This window comes from Mariprofundus erugo (genome assembly GCF_005818865.1).
Lineage (GTDB): Bacteria > Pseudomonadota > Zetaproteobacteria > Mariprofundales > Mariprofundaceae > Mariprofundus > Mariprofundus erugo.
Window position 1 is genome coordinate 95,388 of sequence record NZ_VBRY01000006.1, and the last position, 13,880, is coordinate 109,267.

Annotated in this window: 13 protein-coding genes; 11 read left to right on the top strand and 2 right to left on the bottom strand. The window is 55.4% G+C overall.

Going from position 1 to position 13,880, the window contains the following annotated elements; genetic code table 11:
• The first annotated feature begins 127 nt into the window (after positions 1–127).
• The 6 genes from FEF65_RS07490 (at position 128) to lpxB (ending at position 5,043) form a co-directional block, all read left to right on the top strand.
• Positions 128–652 (top strand): OmpH/Skp family outer membrane protein, encoded by a 525-nt coding sequence (locus FEF65_RS07490; RefSeq protein WP_138239184.1) that lies wholly within the window; start codon positions 128–130, stop codon positions 650–652.
• Positions 653–677: 25 nt separating this feature from the next.
• A complete protein-coding gene (lpxD, locus tag FEF65_RS07495; protein WP_138239185.1) occupies positions 678–1,688 on the top strand; it encodes a UDP-3-O-(3-hydroxymyristoyl)glucosamine N-acyltransferase in 1,011 nt (336 codons plus the stop codon).
• Between the two features lie 71 nt (positions 1,689–1,759).
• Positions 1,760–2,206 (top strand): 3-hydroxyacyl-ACP dehydratase FabZ, encoded by a 447-nt coding sequence (fabZ, locus tag FEF65_RS07500; RefSeq protein ID WP_138239186.1) that lies wholly within the window; start codon positions 1,760–1,762, stop codon positions 2,204–2,206.
• Positions 2,203–3,006 (top strand): acyl-ACP--UDP-N-acetylglucosamine O-acyltransferase, encoded by an 804-nt coding sequence (gene lpxA / locus FEF65_RS07505; RefSeq protein ID WP_138239187.1) that lies wholly within the window; start codon positions 2,203–2,205, stop codon positions 3,004–3,006. Before fabZ ends, lpxA begins: the two co-directional genes overlap by 4 nt.
• A 3-nt stretch (positions 3,007–3,009) precedes the next feature.
• Entirely contained in the window at positions 3,010–3,834 is an 825-nt protein-coding gene (locus FEF65_RS07510; RefSeq protein ID WP_138239188.1) for an LpxI family protein, read from the top strand.
• 81 nt (positions 3,835–3,915) lie between these two features.
• Positions 3,916–5,043: a lipid-A-disaccharide synthase gene (lpxB, locus tag FEF65_RS07515; RefSeq protein ID WP_138239189.1), complete on the top strand. Its 1,128-nt coding sequence runs from the start codon at positions 3,916–3,918 to the stop codon at positions 5,041–5,043.
• A gap of 104 nt (positions 5,044–5,147) precedes the next feature.
• Here the strand turns inward: lpxB and FEF65_RS07520 are convergent, their stop codons facing one another.
• The gene (locus tag FEF65_RS07520) at positions 5,148–5,687 is read right to left on the bottom strand and encodes a hypothetical protein (RefSeq protein ID WP_138239190.1); all 540 of its coding nucleotides are present in this window, start codon (positions 5,685–5,687) and stop codon (positions 5,148–5,150) included.
• Positions 5,688–5,951: 264 nt separating this feature from the next.
• Between FEF65_RS07520 and gatC the strand changes: the two genes are divergently transcribed.
• The 5 genes from gatC to FEF65_RS07545 are packed head-to-tail and all read left to right on the top strand — an operon-like array spanning position 5,952 to position 13,074.
• Complete coding sequence (gatC, locus tag FEF65_RS07525; RefSeq protein ID WP_138239191.1) at positions 5,952–6,230, top strand: Asp-tRNA(Asn)/Glu-tRNA(Gln) amidotransferase subunit GatC; 279 nt, start codon at positions 5,952–5,954, stop codon at positions 6,228–6,230.
• Positions 6,231–6,285: 55 nt separating this feature from the next.
• Positions 6,286–7,764 (top strand): Asp-tRNA(Asn)/Glu-tRNA(Gln) amidotransferase subunit GatA, encoded by a 1,479-nt coding sequence (gene gatA / locus FEF65_RS07530; protein WP_138239192.1) that lies wholly within the window; start codon positions 6,286–6,288, stop codon positions 7,762–7,764.
• The gene (gatB, locus tag FEF65_RS07535; RefSeq protein WP_138239193.1) at positions 7,761–9,194 is read left to right on the top strand and encodes an Asp-tRNA(Asn)/Glu-tRNA(Gln) amidotransferase subunit GatB; all 1,434 of its coding nucleotides are present in this window, start codon (positions 7,761–7,763) and stop codon (positions 9,192–9,194) included. The genes gatA and gatB overlap by 4 nt, the downstream gene beginning before the upstream one ends.
• A 36-nt stretch (positions 9,195–9,230) precedes the next feature.
• Positions 9,231–11,828 carry a glutamyl-tRNA amidotransferase gene (locus tag FEF65_RS07540; RefSeq protein WP_138239194.1) on the top strand — a complete coding sequence of 866 codons (2,598 nt, stop codon included), beginning with the start codon at positions 9,231–9,233 and terminating at the stop codon, positions 11,826–11,828.
• Positions 11,829–11,871: 43 nt separating this feature from the next.
• A complete protein-coding gene (locus tag FEF65_RS07545) occupies positions 11,872–13,074 on the top strand; it encodes a pyridoxal phosphate-dependent aminotransferase (protein ID WP_138239195.1) in 1,203 nt (400 codons plus the stop codon).
• Positions 13,075–13,131: 57 nt separating this feature from the next.
• On the opposite strand, the gene FEF65_RS07550 is transcribed toward FEF65_RS07545, so the two are convergent.
• A complete protein-coding gene (locus FEF65_RS07550) occupies positions 13,132–13,857 on the bottom strand; it encodes a hypothetical protein (RefSeq protein ID WP_138239196.1) in 726 nt (241 codons plus the stop codon).
• Between the last annotated feature and the right edge of the window lie 23 nt (positions 13,858–13,880).

Genomic DNA, 13,880 nt, shown 5'->3' on the forward strand with positions numbered 1-13,880 from the left:
TACTTTATTGATAAATGAATAGTCTGCCGGAAATAATGGCTTTGCATTGCCAGTCACACCTTGTGCTGATCTGGCCGGAATAGATATACGATCATAGAACGATGCTGAAAGGTAAAAGGAGCAGGGCATGTATAATACGATGAAGGTTCGGATGGTTTCAGTGACACTGGGAGCAGCCATGTTGGTTGCAGCAGGTTCAGCTGAAGCGGCAGAGCTGAAGATCGGCTATGTTGATATGAAAAGTGCGGTAGAGAATACGGCAGATTATCAACAGGGAATGGCGCGCCTGCAGTCGCTTCAGGATGAAAAGATCAAGGAGCTGCGTGCTCTGAAAGAGAAAATCGACAAGGCGGAGAAGGATCTTCTTGGCCAGTCTATGGCCATGTCTCCGGACCGTCTGGCTCAGAAGCAGCAGGAGCTCAAGGAGATGAGCAAGGACTTTCAGCGCCGTCAGCAGGATGCACAGGAAGAGCTGGGGGCGGAAAAGAATCGTCTGGATGTCAGTGTGGGCGCCAAGTTTCAGAAGGTGATCAGCGAGTACGGTGCAAAGGGGCACTATGACATGATTCTGCCCAAGCCGGTCTTTCTGTATGTCAATGAGAAGCTTGATGTAACCGGTGATATTACCAAGCTTCTGGATGGCAAGAAGTAATACTGCCATGTCCATGCATGGATCGATGTCAGATGCTCTGACTGTTGCTGAGGTGGCAACGATCACCGGCGGAGTGATTGAGGGCGAACAGGCAGCTTCCACCCGTGTGGTGACGGGAATCAACACATTAATGGACGCCTCGGGTGAAGAGATCGCTTTTCTCTCCAATCAGCGTTACAAAAAAGAGCTGGCGACAACCCGTGCCGCAGCGGTGTTGCTGGCGCACAAAATGCCGGCTGATTGCGACTGCTGCGTGATCAGGGTGAAAGACCCGTATCTTGCTTTTGCACAGCTTCAGCGTCACTTCCATCCGGCAGCACAGGCGAGTGGCCAGCGCCATGCTTCGGCTGTCATTGCTGACGATGCCGTACTTGCCCCGGATGTCGAGGTGGGTGCCGGTGCTGTCATTGGTGCCGGAACGACGATTGCTGCCGGTACCATCATAGGCGCAGGCGTCGTTATTGGCAGTCAGGTGGTGATTGGTTCGTTTTGTCGTTTGCATGCCAACAGCGTGGTCATGGATCACTGTATTCTGGGGCATGCGGTGATACTGCAGCCGGGTGTCATCATCGGCTCGGATGGTTTCGGCTACGCCTGGAGTGGTGATCGCCATCTTAAGATCCCCCAGGTTGGCAGGGTCATTCTTGAAGATGATGTCGAGATTGGTGCCAATACATGTATCGACCGTGGCGCCATTGGTGACACCGTCATTGAGCGCGGTGTCAAGCTGGATAATCTTGTTCAAATTGCGCACAACGTCCGGGTGGGTGCCTATACCGTGATGGCCAGTCAGGTGGGTGTGTCCGGCTCATCGCATGTCGGTAAAGGTTGTCAGCTGGGTGGGCAGGTTGGCGTGGCCGGTCACCTGCATATCGGTGATGGCTGTCGTCTGGCAGGTCAAACCGGTGTGATGAGTGACCTGGAAGCAAAGGGTACCTATGCCGGTTCTCCGGCGATGCCGCATCGACTGTGGTTGAAGGTGTCAGCGATCATGTTGAAATTACCGGATATTTGGAAGGCTCTGCATCCTCGCTGAGCCGGTATATCTGATTAAGCGGCACCTGGGTATCATCTCTTTTCAGGATGTCTGTGTTTTTAGGAGTAACGATGTCAGTATTGAATATTGACGATATCATGCAGCACTTGCCGCATCGCTATCCATTTCTGTTGATTGATCGGGTGCTTGGTTTCGAGAAAGAGAAGAGCATTCGTGCATTGAAAAATGTCAGTATTAACGAGCCTCAGTTTATGGGGCACTTTCCTGAACATCCGGTGATGCCGGGTGTGCTGCTTGTTGAAGCAATGGCACAGGCCGGAGGCATGCTGGCTTTTCAGTCTGTGGACGATGATCGCGAATACCTGGTCTATTTTACCGGTATCGACGGTGTACGTTTCAGACGTCCTGTCCGACCGGGCGATCAGGTGATCTTTGAGTTGACCTGCCTGCGTCGCAGGGGCTTTATGTGGAAGCTCAAGGGCGAGGCGTTTGTAGACGGCAAGCTCGTATGTGAGGGGACCCTGAGTGCTACTCTTGTTCCCCGGGATGATGTATGAGCCAACTCATCCATCCGACAGCTATTGTAGATAGCAGGGCTGAAATCGGCAGTGATGTCACCATCGGCCCCTACTGTTGTATCGGACCGGATGTGGTGATTGGTGATGATTGCGAACTGCAGTCACACGTTGTCATTACCGGGCATACCAGGCTCGGATCCGCAAACCGGATTTTTCCCTTTGCCTCGATTGGCCAGATTCCTCAGGATCTGAAGTACAAGGGTGAAAACTCGCAAACCATTATTGGCAGCGGTAACCAGATTCGTGAAAATGTAACCATTAACTCCGGCACTTCCGGTGGTGGTATGGTGACCAGTATCGGTGATAATAATCTGCTGATGGCGTATACCCATGTGGCTCATGACTGCCATCTCGGCAGTCGCATTGTGCTGGCCAACTGTGCCACGCTTGCCGGCCATGTTGAGGTTGCCGATCAGGCCATTATCGGCGGGCTTACCGCGATTCAGCAGTTTGTCCGTATTGGCCGCCTGGCAATGATCGGTGGCATGAGTGGTGTGACCAAGGATGTACCTCCGTTCTGTCTGCTGGCGGGCGGCTATCGGGCCGGCCTAAGTGGTCTGAATATGGTGGGCCTGAAGCGCCACGGCTTTACGCTTGAGCGTGTCGGACGACTGAAAGAGGTGTATCGCCTGTTGTTGCAGGATGTGGGACGTCGTGAAGAGCGACTGCTTGAAGCAGAAGCGTTGATACCCGAGGATGATGAGGATGCTCTCGCCATGCTCGAGTTTATTCGTACGGCCAAGCGTGGCCTCTCCATGCACGCCCGGGACAGTGAATAGCTGATGCAGGATGTGCCCGCACGACGTATCGGTCTGATTGCAGGCTATGGTCACTTCCCGCTGGAGCTGGCACAGGCGCTCGCAGAGGCCGGGTTTGAAGTGCATACGGTAGCGGCAAAAGAGGAGACGTCGAAAGAGATTGAGGCATTGACCGCCTCCACCTGCTGGCTTCATGTCGGCCAGATCGGGGGGATGATCAAGGCTTTTAAAAAGGCGGGCGTTGAGCAGGTGGTGATGGCTGGCAAGATTCGCAAGCTGCATCTGTTCCGGAATTTCCGTCCTGATCTGACGGCGATGAAAGGATTGTTGCGCCTTAAGGATCGACGCGATGACTCCATTCTCAATACCATTGCTGATCTGTTGGCTGAAGAGGGATTAACGCTGATTGAACAGACCCTTTATGCAGGACCGATGCTTGCAGGGGAGGGGATCATCGCCGGCCCTGCAGCGGGCAAAAAGCGACTCCCCGATATCAGCTTCGGCTTTAGCCAGGCCAAGGTTATTGCCGGTCTTGATATCGGTCAGACCATTGTGGTGCAGGAGCAGGCCGTGCTTGCTGTGGAAGCCATTGAGGGGACCGATGAAGCGATCCGGCGTGGTGGCGCGCTGGGCAGTGGCAAGGCTGCCGTGATCAAGGTGGCCAAGCCGAATCAGGACTTGCGTTTTGATGTGCCGGCTGTCGGGCCGGATACCCTTGATGTGATGCGTGCAAGTGGCTGTAACCTGCTGGCAGTTGAGGCGGGGAAAACATTGATTATTGATCGCTGCCGCTTTATCGAGCTGGCGGATCAATATGGCATCAGTGTTTATGGCTATCGCGACGAATAATACTTTTTCTGCGCCACTGATGTTTGCAGGCGCATGTTTTGTGTCGATGTGGCAAATATTCCACAACCCTGATTATCGTCAATGAAGGTTTTCATCAGTGCCGGAGAGACATCGGGTGATATGCATGCCGGTGAAGTGGTCAGTGAGCTTCGGCACCGCTTTCCATCGCTGCAGATTCATGGTGTTGCCGGTCCCCGTATGCTGGCGGCCGGGTGTCTGCCGCTGCATCAGATCAGTGAGCTGAATGTGATGGGGCTTGCCGAGGTGCTCGGAGCACTGAGCCGGATACGGCGTATTGAAGAATCCCTGCTGGCCTGGTGTATACGTGAACAGCCGGATGTGGCGGTGCTTGTCGATTTTTCAAGCTTTCATATGCGTCTCGGACGTAAGTTGCGCCAGCTTGGTATCCCTGTCGTGCATTTTATTGCCCCGAAATTGTGGGCCTGGGGCGCATGGCGGGTGCGCAAGCTCAGACGATCGCAGGATGCCCTGGCATGTATTCTTCCATTTGAGCCGGCCTGGTTCTCTGATCGGGGTATTGCTGCCCGTTATGTCGGCAATCCGAGTGCGGGCTCCTGTGCCCATGGCTGGTCGCTTGAGCAGTTCAGGCAACATATCGGTGTGGCTGAAGGGCGATCTGTGCTGGCGCTGTTGCCGGGCAGCAGGCCGCAGGAATTAAAGGTGCATGTGCCTCTGCTAAGAGAAGTGCTGTTGCGACTTCAGGCTACAGAGGAGAACCCTCCTGTATGTGTGGTGCCGGTTGCACCGGGTGTGAGCATGGATGTGCTGGAGCCATTGTGGCAGGCCGGGGCCCTGCCGCTTGATCGCAATGTGGCTGATTATGCACTGCGGGCAGATGCGGCGGTGGCTGTGTCGGGAACGGCAACGCTGGAGCTGGCGCTATGGGATGTACCAACTGTGCTGATCTATCAAACATCGGCGCTGACAGTTTTTCTCGCCCGCATGCTGGTGCGGCTGAAATGCGTGGGCCTGGCAAATATTATTCTCGATGACAGGCCGGTGATGCCGGAGCTGATTCAGCATGCATGTACGGTTGAGAATATTCTCGGTCAGTTGCTGCCATTGCTGCATCAGCAGGCGGCGGCGGATGATCAGCGTCATGCTTTTGTCGAGTTAAGGCGACGTCTTGGTCAGCAGCGTGCGGCAGCAGGGGTGGCAGATATGGTGGAAGAGCTTCTCCACGGTTGATATTGCAGGCAAGGGCGAAGCCGTGTTTTTTGCCGCTGACTGTCGGGGCGGGCGCTTGTTATCGGATTGCTGCTGCCATCACTGTGGATGGCAGCAGCTCCGAGTTAACGTTCGATGCTGGCGTAAAATGCAGCGCCGGTTTTTTCATCATGAAAGAGCAGAATCCAGTTGCCCTTTTCAGCAGTGCTGACGGTAATCTTGTGTGGTGGAATGACGACGTTGCGCTTTTGGGCGCTGTCGGCTCCCTCCTCGGTGACAAAGAAGGAGCAGAGGCCGCTGATGTCGAAGTTGTTTTCATCTTCCATCGAGTAGCTGAGCTGGCAGTTGATGCCATCATCCTCAAGCTGGTTGCTGGCTGAGCTGCCGAGTACGTCCGCCTGCAGATTGACCACATCGCCCGGGTGAATGTGTGGGGTATGCACGGTCATCAATGGTTCAATGCCCTCTTTGACAGATTTGATAAGGTCTGCCATTGAGCCGGTAAATGAGGCAGGGTATGCGTTCTTGGTGTCAAGATTCTCCTCATTCTGGAATGTGATGACGTTTACGTGGTGGCCCTCGGTAGCACTGGCTTCGCCAGCCTGAAGGGTGGCGCCAAGACAGAGCAGGGTGGTAAACAGACTGCGGATGAGCGATTGACTCATGTTAAACTCCTGAATTGAAATCACCGCGATACTATCACCACATGATTGCCATGGAAGGGTTATGAAGTCTTCAAAATTATAGGGTTAAGGGTTGATTTATGCTTATAGCGGGTGGCTTGCCGGCGTTGTTGTCATATCCGGCCATCCGTTCCGTTGTCCGGATGTCGGCGGATGGCTGTTCGACGAGGGTCGTGGCAATGGCAGGGCTGCATTTGTCAAACATGCAGGTTATGCTTCGCGGAAGAAATTTCGAGGCGGATAAAGATGGATATAGATGTTAAAAAAGTTGCGATGCTGGCTCGTATCCGGTTAACCGATGCCGAGGCGGCGGAGCTTGGTCCCCAGCTTGGCGGCATTATCGGCTATATTGAAAAGCTGGCCGAGGTGAATACCGAGGGCGTTGCTCCCACAGCCCATCCCCATGATGCAGCCATGCCGCTGCGCGCCAATGTGGTGAGCAATGGCAACCGTCGTGAGCAGTTGCAGGCAGTTGCTCCCAACGTGGAGTCCGGCCTTTATGTGGTGCCGAAGGTGATTGAATGATGCCTGTTGCCCCGTTTTTGATGAACCCGAATATTTATACCGATGGAGCCCGTTAATGCCATTCAGTTCACTGTCTGAAATCAAGGCCCGCCTCGATGCCGGTGAAACCACCGCCGTTGAGGTTGCCACGCGCTATTTGCAGCGTATTGCGGCCTATAACCCGACCCTTAATGCATTTGTTCACCTGGATGCAGATCATGTTCTGGCCCAGGCCAGGGCATCCGATGCCCATCGGGCGGCGCATGGCGCCCGTCCTCTGGAAGGATTGCCTGTCGCGGTCAAGGATATCTTCTGTACCCAGGATGGACCAACCCGTTGCTGTTCGAAGATTCTTGAGGGTTTTGAGGCACCGTATGATGCGCATGTGATTACCCGCCTGAAAGAGGCCGGCGCTGTGCTCGTTGGTAAAACCAATATGGATGAGTTTGCCATGGGCTCATCGACTGAAACCTCCGCATTCGGCATTTGTCGTAATCCCTGGGATGTGGAGCGTATTCCCGGCGGTTCTTCCGGTGGTTCCGCCAGTGCGGTGGCCGCTGCACTGGCTCCGGCAGCGCTCGGCACCGATACCGGTGGTTCGATTCGTCAGCCTGCAGCCCTGTGCGGTATCGTTGGTCTGAAGCCGACCTATGGCCGTGTTTCACGTCGCGGCATTATCGCGTTTGCCTCCTCGCTTGATCAGGCAGGTCCAATGACCCGCACGGTACGTGATGCGGCGATGTTGACAGCGGCGATCTCCGGTCATGACTCGGGTGATGCCACATCGGTGGCTAACCCGCCGGTGGTCGACTGGTTGGGTGCTTGCGACAAGATGGATATGAAAGGGCTGAAAATTGGTCGCCCGAAAGAGTACTTTGTCGATGGTATGGATGCCGGTGTACGGGCCGAAGTCGAAGCGGCGCTGAAAAAATGCGAGGAGCTGGGCGCTGAGATTATCGATATTTCGCTGCCGCATACCGAGTATGCTGTGGCGGCCTATTATGTGATCGCTCCGTCCGAGGCTTCTGCCAATCTCTCCCGTTATGACGGCGTGCGTTTCGGCCATCGCTGTGAGGCGCCTGAAGATCTTCTGGATATGTATACCCGCAGCCGTGACGAAGGCTTCGGCTCCGAAGTGAAACGTCGTATTCTGACCGGTGCATTTGCACTCTCATCCGGTTATTACGATGCCTATTACCTGAAGGCACAGCAGGTGCGCACACTGATTCAGCAGGATTTTATCAAGGCATTTGAGCAGGTGGATGTGATTGCCACCCCGACCAGCCCGATTACCGCCTTTAAACTGGGTGAAAAAACCGATGATCCGCTGACCATGTATCTTTCCGATATATTTACCATTGCGCTGAACCTGGCCGGTCTGCCCGGCCTGTCGCAGCCTTGTGGTATGGTGGATGGTTTGCCTGTTGGTCTGCAGTGGATTGCACCGGCATGGCGTGAGGATTTGCTGCTGTCAACGGCGGCGGCCTATGAGGCTGCGACGGAGTGGGGAACGCTCTGCCCACAGGGCTATGCTGCTGACGGAGGTGCGCTATGAGCTGGGAAGTTGTCATCGGACTGGAAGTCCATGTACAGATCAATACGGCCACCAAGGCATTTTGTGGTTGTTCAACCGCCTTTGGTTCCGAGCCGAACAGCCAGACCTGCCCGGTCTGTCTGGGTATGCCGGGCCAGCTGCCGGTACTGAACAGTGAAGCGGTGGATAAAACGATTCTCACCGGTCTGGCTATCAATGCCCATATCAATCTTGAGTCCCGGTTTGATCGCAAGAACTATTTCTATCCGGATCTGCCGAAAGGCTATCAGATCAGCCAGTTCGCCATTCCTCTGGTGGAGGGGGGCTATCTCGATATCCCGGCCAAAGATGGCGGTGAGAAACGCATTGGTATTACCCGTATCCATATGGAAGAGGATGCCGGAAAATCGATGCATGAAGGGCTTGATGGCGTTTCACATATCGACCTGAATCGTTCCGGTGTGCCGCTGATGGAGATTGTCTCCGAACCTGATATGCGCTCTGCCGATGAAGCTGTTGCCTATCTGAAACAGTTGCATCAGCTGATTGTCTTCCTCGGTGTTTCGGGAGCGAATATGGAGATGGGGCAGTTCCGTTGTGATGCCAACGTTTCCGTACATCGGCCGGGCACGCCGTTCGGTACCCGTGCCGAGCTGAAAAACCTCAACTCATTCCGCTTTATCAAACAGGCGATTGAATATGAGGTGAATCGTCAGATTGAGCTGATTGAGGATGGCGGCAAGGTGGTGCAGGAGACCCGTCTGTTTGATTCGACGACCGGTGAATCCCGCTCTATGCGTGGTAAGGAAGAGGCACACGACTATCGCTACTTCCCTGATCCTGATCTGCCACCGCTGCGTGTATCTCAGCAGGATGTGGATGCAATCCGGGCCGGTATGCCGGAGTTGCCGGGGCAGCTCAGGCAGCGTTTTGAAACCGAATATGGGCTCTCCTCCTATGATGCGGATGTGCTGACCCAGACACGTGAGCTGGCTTGCTGGTATGAGTCGCTGGTGGCTGCTCACCCGGCCGATCCGAAGCGTTGCGCCAACTGGATGGCCAATGAGCTGCTGGGTCGTCTGAAAGAGGCTGGCTGCGAAATTGAGCAGTCACCTGTATCCGCGGCGCGACTGGCCGGATTGCTGGATCGCATTGCTGATAACACGATCTCGGGCAAAATAGCCAAGGATGTGCTGGATGCGATGATGGCTTCCGATGCCAGTGCTGATGCGATTATTGAAAGCAAGGGGCTGAAGCAGGTTTCCGACAGCGGCGAGATTGATGCGATTATTCTGGCTGTGATGGAAGAAAACCCTGATCAGGTGACCGGCTACCGGGGTGGCAAGGATCGTCTGTTCGGTTTCTTTGTCGGTCAGGTGATGAAGGCATCGCGTGGCAAGGCGAACCCGGCGCTGGTGAACGAGCGCTTGCTGGAGCTGCTCAAGGGGTGATTTTTCACTCTTCGCTTGCGTGATGAAGCAGGTGCAATGAATCGGCGATTGATTGTAGCAGTCTGCCTTTTTCTGGCGGCAGTATTGTGGTGGCGACTGGATATCAAGTCACTGCAGGCGGCCATTGAAGGGCAGACTGCCCGCCTTAGCGGCTCCCGCCTGATTGCCAAAGAGGTGAGTCTGAGTCTGATTCATGGCGTTGGTTTGCGCCTGGATCAGGTGAGTCTCAACAATCCGCTGCTCTCCATGCAGGCCGGCCATATCAATATCGGTATCCATCTGCTGCCGCTTCTGCTTGGCAAGATCGAGGTTGGTACGCTGGATATTCATGATGCGACATTGAAGCTGGATGGTGATGCAGCAGCCAACCTTTCAGCTTCATTTGCATCGCTGCCCTTTGAGCGTGTCCATCTGATACGCAGTTCTATTGAGGATATGCGGGGTATTTCGAAGCTCGAAAACATCGAGCTGGATGTCCGTAATATCGGTCCTGATCGCGAAATGCTCTGGGAAATTTCTTCCAGACAGTCCGATTACTCTCTTCATGGCCACGGCCAGATGGCCTTTCGCGCCGGTACTGTCATGTCCGGTTTCGGCAAGCTTAAACTGACATCCATTCCTGCATCACTGCTTTCGGTGGTGGCTCCGACCATGCTGTCCGACTGGTTTGCCGGGCAAAGTCAGCGGTTGAGTGGTGGTCTTACGCTTGATATTACCCGTCAGCGTGGCTGGTCCCTGTTTGGTGAAGTGGATGCGGGTGGTGATGAGCAGCATCAGCCGGTGCGGCTGAGAGGAAAACTCAGTCATCCTGCCGCCGGTGAGCTGGTGTGGCACGACAGCTTTGTCCATCTTGATGACAGGGCTGTGATCGCTCTGGATGGTCATTGTAGTCAGGGGCAGTGCGAAAGTCATCTCGATGCCCGCAGCATGCCGGTTGCGGCATGGTTGCGGCTGTTTCCCGATGCTGTGGATTTGCCCAAAACGCTGGCCGGCAAGAGCCGGCTTGAGGCCATGCTGCGATGGCATGGTGATCAGTGGGAGGCAAGTGGCAGTGTTCGTCTGAATGAGGCCTCGTTCAGTTACAGGCAGCAGTCCCGTCCACTGCCCGCTTTGCAGCTGACGGTGTCGGAACTGCATGGTGAGCGAAACGGCTGGGGCGGTCGGGCGGTGATTACGTTCCCGGGCATTGCCAGTGAGATTCTGCTGCAGGCAGACAGCAGCAGTGCCGCCAGGGTGAAGCATCAGCCGCCATCGCAGTCGTTGCTGCTTACGCTTGCCTCTACAAAGCTTGCGGATGGTGTATGGCAACCATTCGGTAATCTGCTGCTCTCCTCGCTCAATATTGCGCCGGATCTTACCGGAAGCGGTACCATGCGTGCCGCAGTCGAATTGCAGTTGCAGCCGGAGCACTCCTCGCTGCAGCTGGATCTGGGGGCGGATGAAGCCAGGGTGGCGTATGCCGGTCAGTGGGAAAAGCCGGCCGGAGTGGTGGCGTTGTGCCACGGTAAGGTTGGCTGGCGCTCGATGATCAGTCAGCCGGACGGGGTACAGCTGGACCGCTGTCGTGTGGCGGATGCGCAGCTTGATACGCTTGCGTACCATCAGAAAGAGAAACGTGAGAGCCTGGCCCTTTCAGGGCTGACGCTTGATCTGGATAAGCTCGCTGAAAGAAAGCTGTTGTTGCCCGACTGGCTGCGCCTGTATCATGGTCGCATTGAAGGTAGCGGTCAATTTGACTGGCTGGATGGCAGCGGGTTGCTGAAGAGGGCATCGGGCGACTGGAACTTGCAACAGGCAGGCACATTTGACTGGCAGCTCAGTGGCCGGGTGAAGGTGGCTGACGGGATCTTTGCCAGTGATCACCTGCAGCTGAGCGGCCCGCTCGGGCAGGCCGAGCTTAAAGGGCGTTTTCGTGCCACCGATCGCAGTGGTACCATCAATGTGCTGAGTGGTCATCTTGACTGGCAGGCATTGCCCGGTCTGCCGGCAGGCTTGGCCGATATCCATCTCGCCGGTCATATTGCTCAGGGGTATGTCACTGCGCTCGGTTATGAGTGGCAGGGCATGTCAGCCGACTATTTCATGGATCAGGGGCACCTGGTCCTGAAGCAGGGGGTGGTTCCGTTTGCAGGCGGTCAGCTGCAGGTGGATGAGTTGATGTTGACCCCTGTGGCCTCATCATTGCGGCTGGATGGCAAAATCAGGGCCAAAGAGGTGAAGCTGGAGCAGCTGCCCTGGCTGGCGGAGTGGTTGCAGGCTGATCTGTCCGGAAAACTTGGCGCCAACATCGAGGTGAAAGGGTTGTTCAACCAGGATGGTGCCGTGGCCGATATGTCTGCCTGGCAGCGCAGCAACGGTGATCTTGTCGTGTATAGCGGCAGCTGGCTGCCGCGTGACAGTGCGTTGCGCGGGTTGTCGGCACCGGGTGACTTTCGCAAGCTGCAGTTGAGATTCCGGCTGCAGGAGCAGGGGGTGGATATTCCTTCTGTGGAGTTGGTGCGCCACGGCATTCGTTACCGGGGACAGGCCGCGATTGCAGCAGATGGTGCGATCAGCGGTGGATTGAAGGGGGGCGGAGCGGTTACGCTTCAAGGGCAGTGGCCATATCCGCAATGGCAGCCACACCTGCAATAATTCTGCTTGTCATCTCTGCAGGCTTTATGGCAATATTTTTTGCATGAAACAGTTATCTATTCGTGTCCAACAAATCAAACCATCGGCAACGCTGGCCATTACAGCCAAGGCAGCCCAAATGCGGGCGGCCGGCCGAAGTGTGATCTCACTTTCTGTCGGTGAACCCGATTTTGAAACGCCACAGAGCGCGCGTGAAGCCGGCATTGCCGCCATTAACAGCGGCTTTACCCGTTATACCGATGTGGCAGGTATTCCGGAGCTGCGTCAGGCGATTGCGGATAAGTTTTCCCGTGATCACGGGCTGGAATACAGTGCATCTGATATCCTGGTCTCTTCCGGCGGCAAGCAGTGCATCTTCAACTTTCTGATGGCTGTGATGGATCCGGGTGAGCGGGCCATCATTCCTGCGCCTTACTGGGTTTCCTACCCGGATATGGTCAAGCTGACCGAAGGGATTCCTGTCATAGTGCCGACCACGGCCGAAAATCATTTCAAGGTGACGGCCGAGCAGATTGAAAAGGTGATCTGCCATCGTTGCAAGGTGCTGTTTCTCAATTCGCCTTCAAACCCGACCGGTATGGTCTATACGGCCGAGGAGCTGGTCGCGATCGGTGATGTCGTGCGCCGTCATCCCGATCTGCTGGTTGCGACCGATGATATGTATGAGAAAATCATCTTTGATGGTCGCAAGTTTGCCACCTTTGCCGAGGTTAACCCCGATCTGAAAGAGCGCACGGTGACATTTAACGGTGTGTCCAAGGCTTATTGCATGACCGGTTGGCGTATCGGTTACTGTGCCGGTTCATCGGCACTGATCAAGGCGATGGCCAAGATTCAGGGGCAGAGTACATCCAACCCGAACTCGATTGCGCAGAAAGCAGCGCTGGCAGCTCTGACCGGTCCGACGCATGCGCTGGATGAGATGGTGCGCACCTATGAGCAGCGCAGGGCATGGCTGGTGAGTGCGATCAATGCGATTGGCGGTATGCATGCGATTATGCCGGATGGCGCTTTTTATGTGTTCCCGTCTGTTGAAGGGCTGATCGGCAAAACGACTGCATCCGGTGTGACGCTTGCCGACGATGTGGTATTTTGTGAGTGGTTGCTGGAAGAGGCCGGTGTGGCGCTGGTTCCGGGTACCGAGTTCGGTGCTCCGGGATTTGTGCGCTTCTCCTATGCGGTCAGTCAGGCAACGCTTGAAGATGCTGTCAGCCGCATCGCTGACGCGGTTAAAACACTGAAGTAATCATGTGACGGGCAGGGGCGGGTATGTGTTTTCCGCTCCTGCTGTCACATCATCCGTTTATAATACCCACATGACAAAACCCATGCTGAGCATGCTCGCCGGTGCAAACCATTGCCCCGGTATGAGTGCACGCGTGGCGGATGCGGTCAGGGCGGTAATCAGCGTCGCCAGGAAGAGTGGTTGCCACTCTGTGCCATGATAGACGTGCAGACTCCAGCTCAGCATGACAATGGATATGGCGATCAGGGCCAGGTGGCCGGCAAGTGTCTGTTCCGGGTGAGCCGGGAAGCCGAGTCTGATCAGACGAGGGGTCAGATGGCCCAGGCTGTCAACCCAGTAGGCCGCCGGCAGGGCAAGACAGAGGCATAGCGCCAGTCCAAGTCCGAACTCCGGAATGTTGCGAAACCAGATCAGGGCAATGAGCAGGGCCAGCAGCTGATGGGCCAGCGGTGGCAGCTGAATACTCTTGTATATTTTAATATCGACATCGGCATTTTTACTTGTCCATGCCTGCTGCAGGTGTTGCCAGAAACGACTGTTAATCAGTGTGGCCAGCATCGATGGCAACAGCAGCGTCAGCATGCCGATCCACAGGGTTTGGCTGTCACTATAGACGGGCCACATAAGGATCCAGATCGTCAACAGGGGCAAAACAGCATGCTGGATGGTGGCAGGTGCAACGCCACGACGAAACAGCATCACGGAGAACCATGCCAGCTGCAGAATGCCGACAGCCAGTAAGATGTTAAGGGTGATATCGCCTGTGGATATATTGCTGAACATGCAGCCCAGCCTACAGGAGTCTG

Bases quoted from the DNA above. Each gene is read 5' to 3' on its own strand.
- FEF65_RS07545 (WP_138239195.1), top strand. From the start codon at position 11,872: ATGAAACAGTTATCTATTCGTGTCCAACAAATCAAACCATCGGCAACG.
- gatC (WP_138239191.1), top strand. From the start codon at position 5,952: ATGGATATAGATGTTAAAAAAGTTGCGATGCTGGCTCGTATCCGGTTA.
- lpxB (WP_138239189.1), top strand. From the start codon at position 3,916: ATGAAGGTTTTCATCAGTGCCGGAGAGACATCGGGTGATATGCATGCC.
- FEF65_RS07540 (WP_138239194.1), top strand. From the start codon at position 9,231: ATGAATCGGCGATTGATTGTAGCAGTCTGCCTTTTTCTGGCGGCAGTA.
- lpxA (WP_138239187.1), top strand. From the start codon at position 2,203: ATGAGCCAACTCATCCATCCGACAGCTATTGTAGATAGCAGGGCTGAA.
- lpxD (WP_138239185.1), top strand. From the start codon at position 678: ATGTCAGATGCTCTGACTGTTGCTGAGGTGGCAACGATCACCGGCGGA.
- FEF65_RS07520 (WP_138239190.1), bottom strand. From the start codon at position 5,687: ATGAGTCAATCGCTCATCCGCAGTCTGTTTACCACCCTGCTCTGTCTT.
- gatA (WP_138239192.1), top strand. From the start codon at position 6,286: ATGCCATTCAGTTCACTGTCTGAAATCAAGGCCCGCCTCGATGCCGGT.
- gatB (WP_138239193.1), top strand. From the start codon at position 7,761: ATGAGCTGGGAAGTTGTCATCGGACTGGAAGTCCATGTACAGATCAAT.
- fabZ (WP_138239186.1), top strand. From the start codon at position 1,760: ATGTCAGTATTGAATATTGACGATATCATGCAGCACTTGCCGCATCGC.
- FEF65_RS07510 (WP_138239188.1), top strand. From the start codon at position 3,010: ATGCAGGATGTGCCCGCACGACGTATCGGTCTGATTGCAGGCTATGGT.
- FEF65_RS07490 (WP_138239184.1), top strand. From the start codon at position 128: ATGTATAATACGATGAAGGTTCGGATGGTTTCAGTGACACTGGGAGCA.
- FEF65_RS07550 (WP_138239196.1), bottom strand. From the start codon at position 13,857: ATGTTCAGCAATATATCCACAGGCGATATCACCCTTAACATCTTACTG.